The 21,998-nt window shown below is 57.9% G+C and carries 12 protein-coding genes; 5 read left to right on the top strand and 7 right to left on the bottom strand.

What is annotated here, in order from left to right; translation table 11 throughout:
• The first annotated feature begins 89 nt into the window (after window positions 1–89).
• From AACY02_RS05045 to AACY02_RS05035, 3 genes are read left to right on the top strand one after another with little or no spacing between them, the layout of a single operon-like run.
• Window positions 90–3,827: a Tc toxin subunit A gene (locus tag AACY02_RS05045; RefSeq protein ID WP_339431005.1), complete on the top strand. Its 3,738-nt coding sequence runs from the start codon at window positions 90–92 to the stop codon at window positions 3,825–3,827.
• The gene (locus AACY02_RS05040; protein WP_339431004.1) at window positions 3,824–7,930 is read left to right on the top strand and encodes a Tc toxin subunit A-related protein; all 4,107 of its coding nucleotides are present in this window, start codon (window positions 3,824–3,826) and stop codon (window positions 7,928–7,930) included. The genes AACY02_RS05045 and AACY02_RS05040 overlap by 4 nt, the downstream gene beginning before the upstream one ends.
• Entirely contained in the window at window positions 7,927–11,979 is a 4,053-nt protein-coding gene (locus AACY02_RS05035) for a hypothetical protein (RefSeq protein ID WP_339431003.1), read from the top strand. The genes AACY02_RS05040 and AACY02_RS05035 overlap by 4 nt, the downstream gene beginning before the upstream one ends.
• Window positions 11,980–12,004: 25 nt before the next feature.
• Here AACY02_RS05035 and AACY02_RS05030 read toward each other — a convergent pair whose 3' ends face one another.
• Genes AACY02_RS05030 through AACY02_RS05005 form a run of 6 tightly spaced genes read right to left on the bottom strand, consistent with a single transcriptional unit; the run spans window position 12,005 to window position 18,724 of the window.
• Window positions 12,005–13,336, bottom strand: coding sequence for a DUF58 domain-containing protein (locus AACY02_RS05030; RefSeq protein WP_339431002.1), 1,332 nt, complete (start codon window positions 13,334–13,336; stop codon window positions 12,005–12,007).
• Window positions 13,333–14,334 carry an AAA family ATPase gene (locus AACY02_RS05025; RefSeq protein ID WP_339431001.1) on the bottom strand — a complete coding sequence of 334 codons (1,002 nt, stop codon included), beginning with the start codon at window positions 14,332–14,334 and terminating at the stop codon, window positions 13,333–13,335. The genes AACY02_RS05030 and AACY02_RS05025 overlap by 4 nt, the downstream gene beginning before the upstream one ends.
• Entirely contained in the window at window positions 14,331–15,494 is a 1,164-nt protein-coding gene (locus AACY02_RS05020) for a DUF4350 domain-containing protein (protein ID WP_339431000.1), read from the bottom strand. Before AACY02_RS05020 ends, AACY02_RS05025 begins: the two co-directional genes overlap by 4 nt.
• Window positions 15,491–17,038, bottom strand: coding sequence for a DUF4129 domain-containing protein (locus AACY02_RS05015; RefSeq protein WP_339430999.1), 1,548 nt, complete (start codon window positions 17,036–17,038; stop codon window positions 15,491–15,493). The genes AACY02_RS05020 and AACY02_RS05015 overlap by 4 nt, the downstream gene beginning before the upstream one ends.
• The gene (locus AACY02_RS05010; RefSeq protein WP_339430998.1) at window positions 17,025–18,002 is read right to left on the bottom strand and encodes a stage II sporulation protein M; all 978 of its coding nucleotides are present in this window, start codon (window positions 18,000–18,002) and stop codon (window positions 17,025–17,027) included. Before AACY02_RS05010 ends, AACY02_RS05015 begins: the two co-directional genes overlap by 14 nt.
• Entirely contained in the window at window positions 17,999–18,724 is a 726-nt protein-coding gene (locus tag AACY02_RS05005; RefSeq protein ID WP_339430997.1) for an RDD family protein, read from the bottom strand. Before AACY02_RS05005 ends, AACY02_RS05010 begins: the two co-directional genes overlap by 4 nt.
• Before the next feature lie 181 nt (window positions 18,725–18,905).
• Between AACY02_RS05005 and sbcB the strand changes: the two genes are divergently transcribed.
• The gene (gene sbcB, locus AACY02_RS05000; protein ID WP_339430996.1) at window positions 18,906–20,336 is read left to right on the top strand and encodes an exodeoxyribonuclease I; all 1,431 of its coding nucleotides are present in this window, start codon (window positions 18,906–18,908) and stop codon (window positions 20,334–20,336) included.
• Window positions 20,337–20,433: 97 nt separating this feature from the next.
• Here sbcB and mvaT read toward each other — a convergent pair whose 3' ends face one another.
• Window positions 20,434–20,811 carry a histone-like nucleoid-structuring protein MvaT gene (gene mvaT, locus AACY02_RS04995; protein WP_339430995.1) on the bottom strand — a complete coding sequence of 126 codons (378 nt, stop codon included), beginning with the start codon at window positions 20,809–20,811 and terminating at the stop codon, window positions 20,434–20,436.
• A 311-nt stretch (window positions 20,812–21,122) separates the two neighbouring features.
• Here mvaT and purU point away from each other — a divergent pair, with 311 nt between their 5' ends.
• The gene (gene purU, locus AACY02_RS04990; RefSeq protein ID WP_221730666.1) at window positions 21,123–21,971 is read left to right on the top strand and encodes a formyltetrahydrofolate deformylase; all 849 of its coding nucleotides are present in this window, start codon (window positions 21,123–21,125) and stop codon (window positions 21,969–21,971) included.
• Window positions 21,972–21,998: the final 27 nt, after the last annotated feature.

Genomic DNA, 21,998 nt, shown 5'->3' with positions numbered 1-21,998 from the left:
TTCAAGCGCTAAATCCTTATGGAACGCTGGGTCCGCCTGACACGACAGTCAGGCGGGCCGGGCCCGTTATCGACTCAAGGAATGTGACCATGGCTGATTCACTCCGTCCCGCTGCGCAGTTGTTCATTCAGCTGTTTGGTCAGCAAACGTCCACTGCGCAAAACCGGCTTTCGAAACTCTGGAGTTACGTTGAGGAAGGGGGATCGTTTTTCCCACTGGTCGAAAAGGGTATTCCGGTGCTGGTCGGCGAGTACGGACTTGAGCAGGAAGAGGCGCGACGTTTTTTGCGCCGGGCCAACAGCCTGGCGAGCTATGTGCGGCGTCGGTTTATTGAACATCACGTGGAGAGGGATAAAGCCGGGTCGATAGGACCGTCCAGTGGTTTGATGTCGCTCGTTGACGGGCCGCAACTGGAGCGAATATTCGATCTGCAATTGAGAGCCAAGTGCCCCTCGGATTCTCTGGAGTCCATGTTCGGGCCTTCGGCGTATCTGGTCTTTTTGTATCGCTTGATTCGCGACTTGATCGAATCCGTTGGTGACGACACCCAGCTGCCGTTGCATGAGCGTCGCACGGATTTGATGACGTTGACGGTCGACAGTAAAGCGGTGAACGCGCCGGAGTCATCAGTCGACGTGGTCGTACGCGTGCTACAGGCGTTCATCGCTGCGAACACGGTGGTTCCAATTGAACAGGCATTGATCACAGCACGCTATCCCAACGGTCTGCCGTATTACCAGCATTGGGTCACGGTTGATGGGGTTGCGGGTTTCAGCGGACGATCAGTGGGGGATTTTGCCAACATCGTTGACAGGAAATTCCCCAACTTCTTGCACTCCGCGTCCCTGACCAGGCTTGCCGCTGCTGCTCTGGCTCATGCCTCTCGGCTGGGCCCTTACCAGCAGCAGCTTCTTACTGAGGAATACACATATCCCGAGGATATGTATCAGTTCTATCTGGAGAACTTTGGCACCGAAGACACTGAGTATCTGAATCTCAATCAGATATTTTATTTGGCTCAACGTACAAATCTTGTGGCCGAGGAGATTACAAGTCTTTTTTCGGTTGGGGACTACGCGCCGCGGCGTTCGGCCAATGTGAATTACTCCAGTGAGCCCGATGTCCCGGAAGGCGGCCGATCCGGCTCGGTTTACATCAATGATAATGCTCACCCCGCTATCGGTATCACCACGCAGTCAGGGAATAGTTTTCATCGGATAATCGTTAATCCCAATACCCCAAGAGGCTTGAATACATTTGATCGACTCAACCGCAAGTTGCGCCTGGACAAATGGCTGAATCTGTCCCCTGAGCAGACTGACGCCCTGTTGGTGGCAGCGATCAGGGCGCAAGCGCGTGGAGCCGAAAAGCCTGAGGTGTGGGCGATTTCGGTCAACGTGATCCATGCGTTGGGCCTGTTTCAGCGACTGCGTGAACGCTACAACTGCACGGCAGCGGATTTCGCCGTGTTTCTCGATGAACTGTCACTGTACGGTCGCGGTGATGCACTGTCGCAGTTCGATCAGGTCTTCAACAATCAAGATAATTATCGCGAGCCGCTGAGACTCGACGGCACACCGTTTGCGCTGATACCGACATCGGACCAAGACAATCTGACGGTCAGCCAGCTATGCAGTGGTTTGGGCATTGATCTTCAGACTTACCACTACCTGGCGTTGGCGATAGCCCAGGCACATGATCTTACCGATAGTCTGGTGCGCAGTTCGCCGGTCATTTCCAGTTTTTACCGTCTGGTAAAACTGCCCCGGCTGTTGAATATCACGCCGGTCGAAGGCGTGTTGATGCTCAGTGTGCTGGGGGGAGAAACCTGGCTCAAAGGGCTGGCGGGCACGCCGTGTATTGTCGACGTGGCGGGTGATGACAGCCGCATTGACGCCACGGCTGGCGATCCGGGTGTGCTGAGCCTGATCGAAGCCATGCAGGCCTGCGTGCAATGGTGCGAGCAAAGCAACATGTCGGTGCTGTGGATGTTGCAGCACGTGAGTGCACCACTGCGTCTGAGCGATTTCTCCCAGCAGGACCAACAGTTCTTCGACAAGATCGGCACCCTCCTGCCCAGCGCGCGGTTATCCAATAATTCTTTTCTCGTAGCCGGTATTCCGCCGGCCGGAGAAAGCGACTGGCTGGATTTACTGTCGATTGACAGTGAGGGGCTGGCGCCGGTTGTCGATGTCAATGGGCTGATACTGGCCACTGCCATGACGCCGGAGGATTATTCGGCCTTTGCCCGCGAGAAGCTTGAATGGGCCGTCAGGAACGGCCTGGACATTGAGGACGCCCAGGTCAGCGTCTTGGCCGAGATCATGCTCGCCGTTCTTCTGCAGGCCAGAGACGCTCAAGTGTCGCTGGTCAGGGAGTCGCTGGCAGTCTACGCCGGCATTGAGGGCGAATTGGCCGTTCTGGTGCTGAACTGGGTCGATGCTTCGGTGTACCAACTGTTGCGCCAGGTGTATGACCGCACTGACCTCGAACCGCCAGCGACGCAGCGCAGGCGCGACGAACCTTCAGATCCGTTACTCCAATTGCTGGCTGTTGTGCGCCAGCGCGCCGAAGTCGTTTCAATGCTGGGTTTGAGTGCGGCCCTGCTCCGGGATTATCTGGATTATGGATATGAGGCGTGGGTCGACCAAAGCATCATCGATCCCTCTCAAAAATCTGTGTTCTCGGTGCGCATACTTTACGCGATGACCACGCTGACCCGCGCGTTCAGCATGAGTGAACAGCCGGAACAGAAATTGCTGGACTATCTGCGTCAGGTCCATTCGCTTCCTGCCCGACCCAGCGAGGATGCATTGCGGGTGGTGCAGCAGGCAGCAGCCATCAAACTGGCTGAATTCTTTGCCTGGAGCGCGCAGGAAGTCAGCGAATGTGTTCGCCATATCGATCCTGAAACCCAAGTGTTGAAAACCCTGGAACAACTGGATCTGCTGATACGCGTTTACCAGTTGTCGATGCAGACCGGTATGGATGCCCGGACCATTTTGCGGATCGGTACCTTGCCGGAGACAACCGATGCCAGCGAGGCCTATGCCCAGGCAGCTGAACTGGCTTTGCTCAGTCAGACGCAGACGCCTGTGCCTGTCGTGCAAGCACCGGGCGAACTGAAGCAGTTGGTCAGGATGACTTGCGCAGTAGAACCGACGGAAGTCTTCGCTAGTAAAAAAGATGAGAAAGCGATCATTACGATGACGCTCACCGACGCCCGAGGCGCAGCGTTGAAAGGCATCGCTGTTGATTGGCACTCCGAGCTAGGGACCATCAAATCGGGCATCACCGATCCCAATGGAGTCCTCACGGCTGAGTATTTTCCGGGCACAGTCTTGGGCACGGACAGCCTTTATTTTTCCATGAGCCTGCTCGAGCCTGAGTGGGCAGTGAGCATCAACGTCATCGCTCACGCCGAGAGCATGAGTTTCCCGACCGGGCTGATGTCTCCGGTGCCAACGGAGGTCGTGCCGCTTGGTCAGGAAATCACACTCTACGCCACGATGGTGGACCAGTACGCAAACCTTGGGGCCAACATGCTGGTGGACTGGGCCTGGGAAGGAGATACAGATCCCGAAGAACGACCAACGATCCGTCCGGCACAGGGTTTCACCAATCAGCAAGGTCAAACCACGGTTTATATCACCAGCGATTTCAGCGGTGAATTCGAAGTCGGTATACGCAGCCTGGCAAGCGGGTTGGGGACACTCTTCGAACCCATCAGGTTTGGGGTGACGCAAGGCCGCAGCCACTCGCTTGAACAAGCGTCAACGCCTTCCGCCAGTGACTCGGGAACCTCTTCCACGGAGCAAGGATCATGACATCGAACAACATTGGTCTGTTGCAGGAAAAACGTCGTACCGCGTTGCTTGAGTATTGCATCGGGCAAGTAAAGGCTGAGCGTTACCCGCCTTTGCGGACCCCGGAGGACGTGTTCGAATTGCTGCGCATCGACCCGTTGGACAGTGCTCGAGTGCAGACGTCGGGGGTGGCCGAAGCGATCAGTTGTGCGCAGCAATATATCAGTGCGGTGTACAACAAAATGGAGCCCGGTTTCGAAAACCACGAGTTTCCCCCTGAACAGCTTGAAAACTGGGCGCTGTACAACAACTACTCGGACTGGGCCGCAGTGCAGATGATCGCGCTCTACCCGGAAAACTACATCAATCCGTTCGTCCGTCAGCGTAAGACGGATCTGTTCAAGGCCCTTGAAAACAACCTCAACCAGGCCCGTTTGAACAGCGATTCGGTTCAAGCCGCGCTACAGGATTACTTGCAAGCCTTCGAACAGATCTGCGATCTGGATGTTGTCAGTGGCTACATGGACGGCACGACCCCGGAGCGCGCCGATTATTACTTTCTCGGGCGTCAGCGGGTGCCGCCGTTCCAGTACTTCTGGCGCAAGGCGCAAATCGAGATCACGCCCACGTGTGTGGCCGTCAACCCGGCGGCGTGGAGTGAATGGAAAGCGGTGGATGTTCAACTTGCCGGGCGGGTGCTGGACATGCGTCCGGTGGTCTGGAATGGCCGACTGTGTCTGGTCTGGGCGCAGTGGCGGGACAAGGTCGGCGAGCTCATCAAAGCCGTCCCCGCGGATCCCTCAAAGGACGACAGATCCCGATTCGTGCCCCATCAGCTGGATATCAATGTGGCCTTCATGAGGCAGAACGGCCAGTGGTCGGCGCCTTTGAATTTACGCCATGGCGAGTTTGATGAGGATCTCTCTGCGGGTGCCCGGTTGATTGCAACCGTGTGGGTCGACTCTCAGAATCCCAAAGGCAAGCTCGGGGTATTGCTGGACAATGATAAAACCGGCACAGCTGCCTTGAAAGAGACCGCGATCATCGATGTGCTGATGCGCCCCGTTGTTGAAGACGGTGGTAACTGGCTGGAGCTGGCCAAGACTGAGCGATTTGTTTCTGCCTTGACGGTTCAGCACCCCTTGGGTCTTGAGGTTACTGTGGTCCCAAGTGAGTCACCGTCAGGCTCCATGGCAGCTTTTCTGGGGCTGAACGTCTTCGCCATGCGATCGGGTAGTAATGATGTGCTGACGGTTGAGGGTTTTTGCCGGCCCACAGGTTTGTCAGAGAAAAATACAAACTTTACCTTGCAGTTGGAAAATCCCGCCAATGGCGACCCCGCGCCGGTGAAGCGTGCGGTGTCGACAGCCGGCGGTTGGACAATGAATTTTTTGGGTACTTTCACTCGACCAAAGGGAACGTGGAGCAACGTCAGGTTCACTCTAAAGAACGATACTGACGGCTTTGGCGGTAAACAGTTTGCCCTGACGATTGTCGACCTCCCGTATTTCCTCCCGCCAACGCTGCTTAAAAACACAACGGATGCCGCCCAGTTCCTCGACTTTCAACTGGGTGATGACTGGGCGTTGCGATACGTTCGGCTCAATTCGCTGTTCGGCCCCGAGCTGGTCACGCGCTCCACTGTCTCTGCGGCGACTCTGATTAATTTGGACTCCCAGCATCTGTCAGAGCCGCCGCCTACCAATGTTGATTTCGAGGAGCGCAACGGCGCTTTCGACGGTGCCAACGGGCTGTTTTTCTGGGAGCTGTTTTTCCATCTGCCGCATTTGATCGCGACACGCTTGCGTGATGAAGAGCGGTTTGCCGAAGCCCAGACGTGGCTGCATTTCATTTTCGATCCCCGGGCCCCTGCCGACAGCAGCTCGGTACCCGAGAAACCACGTTTCTGGCGCTGCCGCCCCTTGATCAACGATCTGGGGCATGCCGGTTGTGAAGCCGCAGCGCCCGCCGACCCGGATGCGATTGGATATTCGGCGCCTGTGCATCTGAGGCTGCTGATGTTCATCGAATATGTGAAGAACCTCATGGCCTGGGGGGACTGGCATTACCGCCAACTGACCCGCGAAAGCCTGGTGGCGGCGAAGCTGTGCTATGTACAAGCGGGATCATTGATGGGCAAACCGCCTCTGACTCAAACGGTGAACTTGTGGCAGACCGCGACGCTGGGGAACCTTCTGGCCCAAAGTTGCACGCGTACGGCACTGGAAGCGTTCGAGCAGACATTGAATTACAGCCTGGCAGATGTTCCGGGCGGCTCCGATACGGCTCCCATGCTGGGCATGTTGGGGTGTCCGCCGTTCAGGGCACCCATCAATGATGAGTTGTTCGCGTGGTTCAACGAGCCGCAGTACCGCATGAACAACTTGCGCAACAACTTGACCATTGATGGCAAGCCAATGCTCCTGCCGTTGTTCAACCCACCGACTGACCCGAACCAATTGCTGCGCGCTCTGGCCGCAGGTGGTGTCGGTGGTGCCAGACCGATGGGCGGACGGCTGGTGGTGATTGCGTTTCGCTGGCGTACGATCTTCGAGGTTGCCTTGCGTGCGGTGCAGGTCTTGCAGGATTACGGCAGCCAAGTACTCAATCTGCTTGAGCGGCGTGATCGTGCCGAGCAGGAAGAGCTGCAGCAAAACCATCTGGTGGAGTTGGGCAACTACGCCAAAACCGTGCAGGAGCAATCCATCGCTCAGTTGGAAGCGAGCATGACGGCGCTCGAGCAGAGCCGGACAGTGGCCCGGGAACGGGCTGCTGCTTACGCAGCCCGCTATGACGAAAACGTGTCGGCTGTCGAATATCAGGTCATGGCAAACCTGGACCAGTCCAAAGAGCTGGCGCTGACTGCCAAAATCCTCAAACCGGTAGGCGCGGCCTTGGCGGCCGCGCCCAATATCTTCGGTATGGCGAACGGCGGGTTTCGTATCGACAAAGTTACGGATGCCATCTGCTTTGGCCTGGAGATAGCTTCGTCGATGCTGCAAATCGATGCCGACAAGCAAGCCACCACCGAAGGTTATCGCCGTCGCCGCAATGAATGGGGGCTGCAACGCGATCAGGCGCTGGCAGAAATCGCGGCCATCGATGCGCAAATCGTCGCGCAGAACCATGCGGTTGATGCGGCTAGAACCAACCTTGCGCAAACGCTTCGAGCTAACGCTCAGGCGCTGACGATGTACAACTATCTTAAAAAGCGCGCAACCAATGCCGAATTGTTCGGCTGGATGCTGGGCCAGCTCAAGGCCTTGCACTATCAGGCTTACGACGCGGTGGTCAGTCTTTGCCTCAGCGCGCAAACGGCGATGAGCGCCGAAACCGGCGATTACGATTCACATATTCCCTTGCCGCAGGTCTGGCAGGATCAACGCCACGGTTTGACTGCTGGCGAGCATCTGCGCGCGCACCTGCTGCGTATGGAGCGTGAGTACTTGCAACGCACCGAGCGACGGCTTGAACTGGTGAAAACCATCTCGTTGCGTCGCCTGTTCAATGACGCAACTGACCCTCAGGGCGTTGGTGGTTGGGAGGCTGCATTGGCGCAATTGCAGACGACCGGCTCGCTGGAGTTCAGACTGACGCAATTGCTGTTCGATCGGGACTATCCGGGACATTACTGCCGGCAGATCAGTTCGGTGGAAGTCGACTTGCCAGTGCTGACGGGTCCTTTCGAGGACGTGCGCGTGACGTTGCTGCAGGTTGGCAGCATGACCGCCAGCCGGGCTTCGGTGCAGTCAGTGCAGTACTTGCATAAACCTGATCCTGGGGAAGTGGCCCCTTCCGATGTGCTGTTCAACTTGCGTCCGGGCCAGCAGATCGCCCTGTCGGTGGGGATTGCCGACAACGGCATGGCGGCGGCGAAGCCAGACGAAGGTTTGCTCTTTCCATTTGAAAATACCGGTGCGGTGTCTGCCTGGGAGCTGAAATGTCCATGGCATAACGAACCGCCGCAGAAGGCCATGCTGCGCTCGATGAACGATTGCATCTTGCGCATTCGCTATACGTGCAAGAGCGGAGATCAGTCGTTTACCGATTCGGTGAAGGAGTTGGTCAATGCAGCACAAGCAAGAGCGTCTGGCCGGCAAGGGCAAGGGAGTGCGCAGTCATGAATAATCCTATCGTTCAGGTCAATGAAAACCTGGTGTGCAACGGTGATTTCGAAGAAAGGTTCGAATGTTGGGCAAGGACGGGTGCGGTTGCCATAGGCCTGGCGTATTACGACAACACGCCTGTCAAACACATCAAAGCGCCGAAGGGCACGGGTGTCACGCAGGACGTCACACTTCCAAGAGATCCTGATGGCAATGGTGCTTATTGGCTGAGTTTTCTGTGGGAAAGCAGTTTCAGCCAATCAGGCTGGGTGAGGATTTCTCAGGGAGAAATCGAGCATTACCGCATCGAACTCAAACCCGTCGGTAAACCTGATCAGGCACAACATCGCGAGGGTCTCGGATCAGGGCCAGAGAGGCGATTCAGTCCGACCCTGCATGAAGTGCAACTGACATCGGACATCTCAAGCTCAAAGCCGCTGCGCATCGAAATATACAGCTCGACAGAGTCTTCAAGTCCATTTGGCGAACTCTGGGTTACACGCGTCAAAGTCGAGTTGAAACTCGCGCCACTTGAGTTGCAGGAAATTGGGCTGGACGGCGTGTCGTTTCTGCCCTTGCGCAAAATGTACCTGTGTCAGGGCGCCAGCAGGGGCGGAGCTTTTGGCAGCAATGCATTGATCACGCCCCACGCACTCGGTTTTGTACCTGTGCCGGATAACCCTTGGGACGGCACCCCGGTTGCATTGAGCATCGACAATAACCCGCAGGGCGCGATTGTCGCGACGCCTGCTTGGGACACCCAGCAATCGCTGGACGTGCCATGGATGCTCGATTGCCCGTTAATCGATGATCAGGACTACGAATTCACCCTGAGCTTGCGCAACCGTTACACCGCGCAGGCCTACGAGATCCCCGTATCGCTGGGGCATCATCGACTGATTTTTCGTGAGGTGGTCGAGGCCGCTTACTACCCGTTGATTGAGCAAAGTGTCCGTTTGGGTGTGCAAGTAGCGTCGTATTACACCGGCCAGCCATTTGCCGGGCTTACGGTGAACTGGGCGACCGCCGAGCATGGGGTGTTGGCGGCTACCGTTACTGGTGAACAAGGTTGGGCTTACTTCGATTATGAGGCGAAGGCAGCAGGGGGCTTCGTTATTGAAGCCTCTGTGGTCAGCCTTTATTACCAGCAGGGTGTGTGGACTCAGACGTTTGACGTACTGGTACTGGGCGAGGATCCGTGGGCACGGTTGACTGTCCGTGAAAACAACGAAATCAGGGACTGGATTGATAACAGTTATCCGAACCGGGGTTCTACCCATTTCATTGATGTAATGCTAGAGACCAACAGTCGTCTGCGAGGCAGCGACTTCTATTTGCATTGGCACGGTGACAAGCCAGGGCAACTGGGTGTCGTGGTCAGTCCGCCACTGGAAACATCGGTGCCCATGCCGATCGATGGAGGGGGCACTGCATCCTGGACGCTGAACTGCGAAGACCGGCGCGACGGGATATTCGAGTTGTCACTGGTCTGCTCGAAGCTGTTGTTGCCGTCGCCCAGAAAACGCATGTCGCTGGCGCGCAACAGGATCAGGATCAAAGAGGTACGCCAGGCCGAGAATAGTCCGGTGGTGGAGGAACACGAAAGTGCGTACCTGCGCTTGCAAGTGGTGCATGTTACTGATCAGGGCGACGGCGAACCGGTGATCGGTGCGCTGGTTGAGTGGCAAACCGCCGACAGCGTCGTGCAAAGCCAAACGGGAAGCGGTGGTTGGGGGAGCCTGAAGTTTTACACCAGAGAACCCGGGACTCATGCGATCACCGCAGCGGTCCGGGCGCATGAATCTGCTGCGCCGCATGAGTGCGAATTCAGCGTGACCGCGATGGCCAGGAGTTCTTGGAAAGACAAGGTCAACATCACATTTGATCGTGGTCTGATCAACCAGGATCGAGGGGTTGCCTGCAAACGAGGTCTCACCCATTCCCTGGAGGTCACTGCCCTCGCCGGCAGTCCTCTTATCGGCCAGGAAATTACGTTGGCATGGGGCATCGACGAACCAGGCATCGGGCTGGTGGTGAGTGAACTTGGCGAGCCCAGGGTATTGCGGGCAGATGAACCGCTGATCTGGACCCTGAGCTCTGAATTCGCCAAGAGCCGCAGCAGCATGTTCGGACTGCGGTTGTTGACCAATTCACTGGAAGATCGAGAGTTGCTCGGCCGCTTGGTTTCACCGGACATTTACGATGAATTCACTCTGGAACTGGATCATATGAGCACCGACCGAGGTCAGTCGCTGTATCCCTGTCTGGGTGCCGTACACCGGTATATTTTCAGAACTAACGCACTGAGTGCCCTGGTGGGGCTTGCCATGGATTTGCAATGGAACGGAACTCCAGCGTCAGAGTTGGATATCGTTCTTGACCCGCCTCCACATAGCCACAATGTTATTGATGAAAGTGGCATGACCTGGACACTGGATTGTTCAGATAGTCGGGGGGGCGGGGCGTTCGGTCTGAAATTCTTGACGTGGGATGGCTCGACGGATGTCACCAGAATGCACTTGGGCCACAACAAACTCAGCATTGAAACCGTACGTGAGTCTGCCGTTTTCCCGATCGTGGGTCAGGACCCAGCATGGATGTGGGCGAAAGTACGTTCGGATTTCTCGCAAGCTGCCATGGTTCAAGTGCCAACTCAGTGGAAGGTGGATGGTCATTCTGAAGAACATGTGACTGCTGACGATGGCTGGGCAGGCTTTGCGTATGGGGCAACCACAGGCGGATCGGCAACGGTTGAGGTGTCTGTCAGCAGTCCGTATGACAATGCTACAGATACACGTTCGATGGAGGTCTGTTCGCTGGCCGACGATCCATGGGCTCGATTGCAGTTCAGTATGGACAACGGGCCTGCACAGCCTTTCGGCCAGGACACCGGTTTTGCGCGACGCAAACTGACCCATAGAATCGACGTAACTGCCCCGCAAGACACCTTCTTGTCCGGTCGAAATTTGACGCTGGGCATGGTCGGCACCGGGCCTGAGGCACTCGGCATTCGTTTTACTCAGCCAGTACTCGGTTTGCCAAGGGTCTTTAGCCGCGAGGCGGGATTCACCGATTCCTTCATGGTCGATGACAAGCGTAACGGCAGTTTCGGCTTGTTTCTGGCCTGCGAAAGCCTGGCTCGATGGTCACCTGTCAATGCAATGTCGGTGGGTGAAGGCGCGCAAGTGGTGAAGATCGCCGAGCGTTCGAGGGTTAGCCAGACGCTGTACTGGGGCGAGGCTGTGTCCGAGCAGATCACCGTTGTTTCGACCATCAGCGGCAGGCCGATGGCGGGGATGAATGTTGTCTGGCGCACTCCGGATCTTGGCGAGGTGACGACGACCACCAACTTCTACGGCGAGGCGCGGATCCGCTTTGTGCCCAGGACTCCCGGAGCGGCGCAACTGACCGCGACGGTGGGAGATGCGCAGTATTCGGAAGCGATTTCATTGCCGTATTTCCTGCATGAACCTCGACAGATCAAGGAACTGTTCAGCGATGATCTGACCGGTTATCCGGGGCAGGAAGTTTCAGCCCGGGTTTACGTCGTCTCGGCCATTACCGGTAATCCCTTGGCAAACGTTGAGGTCAATTGGGAATTCCCTGGAGTCGACATCGCGCCGACGACAACCGATAGCGAAGGTATCGCCAATGTTGTGTTCCGACTTTCGGCTCTTCAACCCGGTCTTCTCGATGCAGGCGTTCGGGGGGGCTTGGCTGGATGGGAGGTCAGTTCGATTCCTTTTACGCTTAAAGCGCACGAGCGAATGATGACTGAGATCAGAGGCAGTGGCAGTTACCCGGTGGATCAATCTGTGCCTGTCTCGTTCAGGATCGTCTCGATCCCCGACGGCAAGCCGATTGTCGGTCAGAAAGTTCTCTGGGGACTGAACAGTGTTCCCGATGGCTCATCATTTTCAACGGAAGATGGATGGGTGAGAAAAAGCTATTCGTCGCAAGGAATGGTTGGCTACAAGACCATTCGTGCTTCTGTTGTCGATGAGCAGGGGGCGGTACTTGATGAGGAAGTATTCCGGCTTCAATTCTTTGACTCGGAGTTGCCTTGAACCTCGTACAGAAATCAGTAGGGGGTCATGCGGTTCCGCTCCTTTTCCAACTGAGATACTGCGTCACCAGTTCGGCCCCCAACTCTGCGGGCCGGACATCCACCACCGGAACGCCATGAGCGCTCAACCGCTCATGGAGTTCTGCCCGCTCATTCAGGTAACTCACCGTGCCGCAGTAAGCCAGCGCTTCGGGCAGCGTTTGCAACGTGGTCTGGCGTAACGTGTCCAGCGTTTCTTCGCGCAGACTGGCGACCAATACCCGATGTTGTGCGCTCAGGCGTTTGACCGCGCTCAGCAGTTCCTCATCGTCCTCATCGCGCAGGTTGGTTACCAGCACCACCAAGGCCCGACGCTTCTGTCGCGTCAGCAGTTGATTGGCGGCGGCCTGATAGTCGGCAGGGCGCTGCGTGCTGTCGAGGTCATAAACCGTGTTCAGCAGTACGTTCAGTTGCGCGCTGCCTTTGACCGGCGCGAGATGGCGTGGGTGATCGCTAGCGAAGGTACTCAAACCCACCGCATCGCCCTGACGCAAGGCCACATAACTGAGCAACAGGCAGGCATTGAGCGCGTGGTCGAAGTGCGACAGTTCATCGTCCTGGCTGCGCATGCGTCGGCCACAGTCGAGCATGAGGATAATCTGCTGATCGCGCTCGTCCTGATATTCACGGGCAATCGGTGAGCGTTGGCGTGCGGTGGCTTTCCAGTCGATCTGGCGCAGGCTGTCGCCTTCACGAAATTCGCGCAGTTGGTGAAATTCCAGGCCCTGACCGCGACGTTGCCGCTGGCGCACGCCGAGCTGGCTGAGCCAATTGTCCACCGCCAGCAGTTCGCCGCCATAAAGTCTGGCGAAGTCCGGATAGACGCGGGTGTTGTCGATCACGTCGAGCAAGCGCTTGCCCGACCACAAACCCAACGGGCTCGGCAGGTTCATTTCGCAATGCTCGAAGCTGAAATGGCCGCGTTGCAACGGGCGCAGGCGATAGCTGATCTGGCTGGTTTGACCGGGCTGCAGCTCGACGTTCAGTGGCAGGTTTTCAAAACTCAGGCCATCCGGCACATGGTCGAACAGCTCAATGTTCAGTGGCATGGCAAAGTCATGTGCAACCTTGAGTTGCACCTCACCCCAGCGCCCGAGCGCCAGACTGCCGGGCATCTGCCGTGTGATGCGCAATGCCGGCAGACGCTTGAGGCGCAGGGCGTCGAGCGTCGCCAATGCCAGCAGTGCCAGCAGCAATCCCCAGTTGATTGAAATCAGGCTGGCCGGGAGGTCGATCTGCAATGCCTGCAAGGTGCCCAGCAGTGTGCCGATGAGCAGCAGCAGAGCCAGCCAGATCAGCAGCAGGCGCGAGGGTTTCACAGGCGCGGCGCCGGAACTTGGTCGAGCAGTTGCAGCAGTACCTGATCGACTTGCAAACCTTCTATGTCCAGTTCTGGCGCGATGCGCACGCGGTGGCGCAGCACGGCCAGTGCGCAGCCCTTGATGTCATCGGGAATCACGAACTCGCCGCCACGCAACAAAGCGCGGGCACGGGCGCAACGCACCAGGGCAATCGAGGCGCGTGGCCCGGCGCCAAGGGTCAGCCCCGGCCAGGTGCGCGTGCTGCGCGCCAGACGCACGGCGTAATCGAGCACCTGATCGTCCAGCGGCAAATCGCTGGCAATACGCTGCAAGGCCTGCACGTCCTTGGCTTGCAACACCGTGCGCAGCGGCTGCACATCGAGCATGTCGGCGCGGGTCGAGCGGCTGACCTGACGCACCATGTTCAGCTCCTGATCGGCGTCGGGGTAGTCCATGCGCACCTTGAGCATGAAGCGATCAAGCTCGGCTTCGGGCAGTGGGTAAGTGCCTTCCTGTTCGATCGGGTTTTGCGTGGCGAGAACCATGAACGGTTGCGCGATGGGCAGGGCACGACCTTCGAGTGTGACCTGACGCTCCTGCATGGCTTCGAGCAGTGCCGCCTGGGTTTTCGCCGGGGCGCGGTTGATTTCGTCGGCCAGTAACAGGTTGGTGAACAACGGGCCTTTGCGCAGCTTGAACTGCTCGGTGTGCAGGTCGTACACGGCGTGGCCGGTGACGTCGCTGGGCATCAGGTCCGGGGTGAACTGAATGCGCGCGAACTCACCGCCGAAACACCGGGCCAAGGCACGCACCAGCAGGGTTTTGCCCAGACCGGGAACGCCTTCAAGCAACACATGGCCGCCGGCGATCAGCGCGGTCAGCACGTCGTCGATCACCGCGTTCTGGCCGATCACGGCTTTGTGCAATTCGCCGCGCACCGCTTGAGCCAATTGACTGGCGCGCTGGCGTTGCTGGGCGGCGTGGCTGGCGCTGCCGGGCTCGATCTGTTCAGTCATAGCGTGTTCCTCAAGGTTTGCAGGTGGGCGACCTGGCGGCAGAAATCGGCACTGGATAAGCGCCGATCCGACACCGGGCTCAGGGCCTGGCTGATGGCGCGGGTGGGTTGTCGGGTCAGGCGCGACAACGCCAGCCATTGTTCGGCAACGTTCAATTGATCAAAGCCGGGGTGACGGCGACGGGCGCGGCGCAGCACATCCTGTTGCAGTGCTTGCAGCAGCGCCTGCTGGCCGTTGTGGCGCAACAGAAAATCGGCGCTGGCGCGCAGGTGTTCCTGCAATTGCCGGCGTCCACTCGGGGCGGGTAATTGCAGTGGGCCGTGACGCACGCCGACATGCCAGAGCCACAGACCGATCAACGCGAGCAAGGCGACAATGGCTTGCGGGAAGTAGCGCCAGAGCAAGCTCAGCAGGCCATCGTGCTCGGTGTTGTAGATCAGCGTGACATCGGTGTCAGCGCTCAGATACCAGAGCAGCCAGGCATTGTCGTATTGGCTGATGGTCTTGTTCTTCCACAACTCGGCGTCGGTGACCACGGTGATCGTGCCAAGGCTATAGGGCAGTTGCATCATGTGCGTGGCCTTGGCGCTGTTGGCCCAGGCTTGCGCGAGGTTCTTCGGGTCGTCGAGGTGGAAGTCGGTGTCGAAGCCGGCGTAGGCCGGTGCGTTTTCGTCTTCCAGATAGAGTTTGGTCAGTTTCGGGAAGCGCTCTGGTTCAGCGTCTGCGGGTACGTCTTTCAGATCCTTGCTCAGGGATTGATGCAGTTGCACGCGATCGAGCAACAGATCGTTGCTTTGTTTGCTCTGCTCATCCCACAGCGACTCGGCGACGAACACCAGTCGCCCACCGGCCCGGGTCCAGTTCAACACTTGGTCAACCTGACGCGGGGTCATGCGTGAGCGGTCGTTGAACAACAGCAACGTGTGGCGGCGTGGATCGATATCGGGGAGTGCCGCGAGGCTTTCGGCATGGCTGACGTTGAGCCCGCGTTCACGTAAAAACAGCTCGGCAGCCAGATACGGATTCGCTTGCGCGGCGGGAGAGGGGCCGTGATCGACTTCTTCCTGATAAGGCGTGGCGTTGAGGTAGAGGAACACGCTCAGCGTGCCGATCAACAGGGCGATCAACGCAGCCACCCACCACAGTGTCCGGCGATTCAACGGGCGGCTCCGGGACCAAACAAGGCACGCCAGCCATCGCACAGCTCCTGCTTCAAGGGGGCTGCCGGGACGCGATGCCCATAGGCCATGTTCTGCCAATGGGTAGTCAGGCTGCGGCTGAAGGCGAGCAGTTCCGGGCGTTGCAATTGTTCAACGTGCGCGAGTACCTGAAGTTCGGTATCGGCGGGTTTCAGGGTCATATCGAAGTCGTGGAGCAGATGGCTGAGCAGCCCTCGATACAGCAGGCCCAGCGCTGCACGGGGTTGGCTTGGCCAGAGTTGTTCGGCGCTGCCTGCAATGTCGTCAGGCAAGGTGTCGCGGTTCAAATCCAGGCCGAAGGCTTGTTGCGGCAGCGCGCGTTTCGGTTTGGCAGACAGTCTGGGGCGGCGGCTGACGAACGCTTGCAGATAGTCGCGATAACGCCAGATCAGCCAGCCGAACGCAGCAATCACCGTGCCCCACAACAGCACTTCAATAATCTTCGCCAGTCCATTCAAGTGTTGCCCGTCGAGCCAGCCCAAAAGGGTTTTCAGCCACTGCGGCGCTTCACCCGGTGTTTGCGCTTGGGCAGGTTTCGCCGGGTCGTCGCTAAAGCGATAGCGGGTGACGGATTCCTTGTTCTTGAACGGCGGTTGCTCAAGCAGTGCCTTGATGCTGTCCCGTGAGGCCTGACTGGTCAGAGGCTGATTCAACAGTCGCGGTGCCTGTGGACTGTCATCCGGTTCATCAGCCCAGGTCGAAGGCACATTCGGCAGCACCAGAAAAACTGCCAGCAGCACTCCCAATACACCGTTGTTCAGGCGCTGTCGCAAGCGACGAAACACCAGTTCGATATCCCAGGCTTCCAGTTGTGTGCGCCGGTTCAGATAAAGACTGAAGCCGCAGGCGACATAGATCGGCTCCCACACCACCAGCACCAGCGCGTAGAAGGCATTGGTCAGGTGTTCGAGCCAGCGCCAGTCTTGATCCGCCGCGAGTATCAGCGACTGCCAGCTCCAGTCCGTTTCGATTTGCTGCGGCAGCAGCATGTAGAACAGCACCATCAGGCCGATCCACAACGCGGTTTCCAGGTGCACGCCGATGATGGTCAACCACTGCGCTTTACCTGCGTTGCGTTGCAGGAGCACGTGCAGACGCTGTTGTCTGGCGCTGCCGTCGAGGCCCTCGAGTTGTACCACCGGCAGCAGGAAGCTGCGGCTGAAACTCAGACGGCGCCAGGTCAGGCTGGCCAGCAGTTGCGGTTTGAGCAGGCGCGGCCATTCGCGCAGGGCTTGCTTGAGTGTCGGCGTTTCGCCAAACAGCGCTTTCGACAGGATATACAGCGGCAGGCGTTCATACGCCGGTTTCAGCCACCAGAAGATAAACACCGCCAGTGACGGCGAATCCCACAGCAACAGACTGAGCAAGGCGAACAGCGGCAGGGTGACAATCGCCCAACTGGTCATCAGCAGACGCCGATGTTGCTGGCTCATCAGCACGCCCAGGTCCATGGCTTCCCAGGTCGTGCGCGGGCGAATCACCACAGTGGCGTCACTCAGGCGCATGGCGGGTCCTTCCGGCGAACAACAGATAGACCGCGACCAGAGCCCAAAGCGCGGCGCCGACCAGATACTTGGTCAGTGGTGTGACGCTGGTTTTCGACGACCAATAAGCTTCGATAAACGCGGCAATCAACAGGAACAACATCACGCCGCAGACCAGCAACACGCTTTTGCGTGCGGCGCGTTTCAGCGCTTCGCTGCGGGTCAGCCGCCCGGGCGCGATCAATGCCCAGCCGAGTTCCAGGCCGGCGGCCCCGGCGAGGGCGATGGCACTGAGTTCAAAGGCGCCATGGGCGATGACGAATGACCAGAAGGTCTGGCCGAAACCGATCTCGCTGAGGTGCCCGGCCACCGCGCCGATGACCATGCCGTTGTAAAAAAGAAAGAAGGCACTGCCGACGCCTAGCAACAAGCCACTGGCGAAAGTCTGAAAGGCAATGCCGATGTTGTGCATCACGTAGTAACCGAACATCACCCAGTCTTCGCTGGCCGCGCGTTCGGCGGGACGCCCGAGGTGTCCGGCGACCGGGTCGTACATGCCTTGCATCTCGCGCACCTGATCGGCGGGGATCAGGTTGTAGACCAGTTCGGGAAAGAAATACACCAACACGCCGACGCCCATCAGGCTGCCGAAGAACAGCAGGCTGGCGACCAGCACAAAGGGCCATTCGGCACGGACCAGGCGGGGGAAGTCGGCGAGGATGAAACTCAGCAGATTGGCGCCGAGTCGACTGCGGTGACGGTAAAGCTGTTGATGCCCACGCAGCACTTGTTGTTGCAGCGAATCAATGAGGAAACTGCTGTAGCCGCGTTCCTGCGCCAACGCCAGATGCTGGCAAAGCCGGCGGTAGGCTTTGGGGAAACCGGCGACTTGCGAAGTCTCCTTGCCGCGCTCAAGGCGTTCAAGGGCCAGTGCAAAACGCTCCCATTCGGCCTTGTGCCGCGTTTCGAAAAGGCTTTGTTTCATGTCGGGCCCAACAAGCCGCGAGCGATGCCATTGAGTTCAGCCACAGCCTTGGGCGCTGGAATGTGCAATGGCTGGGCGAGCAGGGCCGCCAGTTCATTGACCCGTGCAGGCGATAACTCTCCTTGGCGCTCGGCAAAGCCCAGCACGGCGCGTTGTTCGGCGAGTGTCAGGGGCACCGGTGAGCGTCGAGGTTCGGCATCAGACAGTTGCGGACGACTGAGCGGGCGTTCGCTGTAGACCACCAATGTGCCGGCTGCGATGTCGCCCAGACGTTTGAAGGTCGGGTGTTGCAGGCAACTGATGGCGCCGAGGAAGTAACCGAATGGCAGCAGATCGACAAAGCGCAGCAGGTTGCGCAGCAGGGAGGCCGACCAGCCGATGGGGGTGCCGTCATCGTGCACCACGCGAAGCCCCATCCATTGTTTGCCCGGCGAACGTCCCTGACGCAGCACTTCAAAGAGCACCATGTACCACCAACTGATCGCGAACAGCAAAAGCGAGCCGAGGCCCATGCCGAGCTTGCCGAGAAATGCCAGCACGATAAACAGCACGCCCATGAGCACGCCGCGGAGGCCCAGATCAATCGCGAAGGCGATGGACCGCACCATCAACCCGGCCGGACGCAAGGGCAAGTCGATGCCTTCCGGTGTTTCGACCTGATGCCGCGTATCCAGCGGCGGGGCCAGCGATGCTTTCCTTGGCGGTGCTGTGGGTTCGAGCATGGGCTACCTGATGTTCGCCTGTTCGGGGTGCAAGTGAACCCGATGCTAGCAGCCTCTCGGGGGAAAACGACATAACTATGTATTGCACCGCGTGTGGCGCGAAGTGCTTGAATGACGCAAGGCTGGCCGCCACCGCGGTTGAACGCCTAGACTTTGCCGATCTTCAGTTCAGGAACCGCCCGTGACTTCCATCTTCTGGTACGACTACGAAACCACTGGCATCAATCCCCGTTGCGACCGTCCGCTGCAGGTTGCGGGGATTCGCACCGACCACGACCTCAACGAAATCGATGAGCCGGTCAACCTCTACTGCCAACCCAGCGAAGACATCCTGCCGCACCCGGCGGCGTGCGTGATCACTGGCATCACCCCAGGCCAACTCGCCGAAAAGGGTTTGAGCGAAGCCGATTTCATGACCCGGGTGCACGCGCAACTGGCCGCCCCTGGCACTTGCGGCGCGGGTTACAACACCTTGCGCTTCGACGACGAGATGACGCGCTACAGCTTGTATCGCAATTTCTTCGATCCTTACGCCCGTGAATGGCAGGGCGGCAACAGTCGCTGGGATCTGATCGACGTGGTACGTGCCGCCTGTGCGCTGCGCCCGGAAGGCCTGGTCTGGCCGACCGATGAAGAGGGGCGGGTAACGCTCAAGCTCGAACGTCTGACGGCCGCCAACAATATTGATCATGGCAATGCCCATGAAGCGTTGTCGGACGTGCGCGCGACCATCGCCCTGGCGCGGTTGATCCGCGAGAAACAGCCAAAACTGTATGACTGGCTGTTCCAGTTACGCAGCAAGCAAAAAGTCATGGATCAGATTCGCCTGTTGCAGCCTTTGGTGCACATTAGCGGGCGATTCTCGGCGGCGCGCAGTTATGTCGGTGTGGTACTGCCGCTGGCCTGGCACCCGAAAAACCGCAACGCCTTGATCGTCTGCGACCTGCACCTTGATCCGCAGGGCCTGCTCGACCTGGATGCACACGCCTTGCGGCAGCGTCTGTACACCCGTCGTGACGATTTGCTGGAAGGTGAGTTACCAGTGCCGCTCAAGCTGATTCATATCAACCGTTGCCCGGTGGTGGCGCCACTGTCGGTATTGCGTGCACAGGATCAGCAACGGTTGGGGTTGGACATGGCGCTTTATCAGGCGCGAGCGCTGCGGCTAACTGACGCACAACAAGTTTGGAAAGATAAAGTGGCGGCAATTTATGCCAGCGAAGATTTCACCCCGAGCGAGGATCCGGAACAACAGTTGTACGACGGATTTATCGGTGACCGCGACCGGCGTCTATGTGAGCAAGTGAGAGCGGCCGATCCTGCTCAATTAGCGCAAGAGCAATGGCCTTTCGATGATGAACGTTTGCCTGAATTACTCTTTCGCTATCGAGCACGCAACTTTCCTGAAACGTTGACTTTTGAAGAGCAAGAGCGCTGGAGAATATTTTGTCAGCAACGGTTGTCCGAGCCGGAATGGGGCGCACCGAATACCTTTCAATCTTTTACAGAGAGCGCAGAGCAATGGACGCTTAATGCCACGCCGGAGCAGAGAGTGGTTCTCAATGAATGGCAGAATCATGTCCAGGCATTACGCAAACGATTGAATCTTTGAAATCGAACATGACCGGGTCTAAATCCCAGGCATAAAAAAACGCCAGCATTGGCTGGCGTTTCTTTTTTCGCGGATTGCTCTGCGAAGGCGCTGCGGCTTAGCCCAGCAGGGTAGCCCAGCCTTCAACCACGTCACCGCCCCACTTGAGTTTCCACTCTTTCAGAGTCTTGTGGTTGCCACCTTTGGTTTCGATGACTTCGCCGTTGTGCGGGTTTTTGTATTGTTTAACTTTGCGAGCACGCTTGGTGCCGGTAGTTTTTACTGCGCCGCCGCGTGGGGCTTTGGTTTTCGAATCCGGATCCAGCAGCGCGATGATGTCACGCAGGGATTTGGAGTATTCGCCCATCAGGGTGCGCAGCTTGCCTTCGAATTCCAGCTCGGCTTGCAATTTGTCGTCTTCGGACAGGTTCTTCAAACGGGCTTGCAGCTCTTTGATAGCTTCTTCGGTGGCGCGATATTCGTTGATCAAGGACATGATTACTACCTTAGTAAAGTGCTGAATGGCAGGGACAGTGCCGCAATAATAGTCAGGCTGTTTCATCAAGTAAACATTTAACCGGCGTTTTTATTTAAATTAGTTACGGGATTTAGCTGCAGATTGAATGTTCAGTTAAATAATGTGATGCAGTCATCACGGATATTCACAGTTATCTGATCAAACAATGATCGCCCTGCGCACAAAAATGTGCGTCAGGGGCCGCCTCGATGCCTGCGTTCATCAATACTGCAGTTTTCCTGCGCAGTCGCTAGAATGGCGGCCTTTGCGAAGTTCTGGAGTTCCCCCTCATGCGCACTTTTCGGCTGGTGATTTCTTGCCCGGACCGCGTTGGCATTGTTGCCAAAGTCAGTAATTTTCTGGCAGCCCACAATGGCTGGATCACTGAAGCAAGCCACCACTCGGATAATCAGGTCGGCTGGTTCTTCATGCGTCACGAGATTCGTGCCGATTCGCTGCCGTTCGGTATCGACGTATTGCGCGAGAAGTTTGCGCCGATCGCCGAAGAGTTCTCGATGGACTGGCGCATCACTGACACCGAGCAGAAGAAGCGCGTTGTGCTGATGGCCAGCCGCGAATCCCATTGCCTGGCTGACTTGTTGCACCGTTGGCACAGCGACGAACTGGACTGCGAAATCTCCTGCGTCATCTCCAACCACGACGACCTGCGCAGTATGGTCGAGTGGCACGGCATTCCTTATTACCATGTCCCGGTCAATCCACAGGACAAGCAACCGGCGTTCGCCGAAGTGTCGCGTCTGGTCAAACAGCACGACGCTGAAGTGGTGGTGCTGGCGCGCTACATGCAAATCCTGCCGCCGGAACTGTGCCGTGAATACGCACACAAGGTCATCAACATTCACCACAGCTTCCTGCCGTCGTTCGTGGGCGCCAAACCGTATCACCAGGCCTCTCTGCGCGGCGTGAAGCTGATCGGTGCGACCTGCCACTACGTGACCGAAGAGCTGGACGCCGGTCCCATCATCGAGCAGGACGTTGTCCGCGTCAGCCACAGCGACAGCATCGAAGACATGGTGCGTTTCGGTCGTGACGTCGAGAAAATGGTATTGGCTCGCGGCTTGCGTTATCACCTGGAAGACCGGGTGCTGGTGCACGGCAACAAGACCGTGGTGTTCTGATCGAACTCACGCATGCTTGAATATCGA

The sequence above is a fragment of the Pseudomonas sp. EA_65y_Pfl2_P78 genome (assembly GCF_963970495.1).
Classification (GTDB): domain Bacteria; phylum Pseudomonadota; class Gammaproteobacteria; order Pseudomonadales; family Pseudomonadaceae; genus Aquipseudomonas; species Aquipseudomonas baetica_A.
This window is presented reverse-complemented; position numbering and strand designations above follow the sequence as displayed.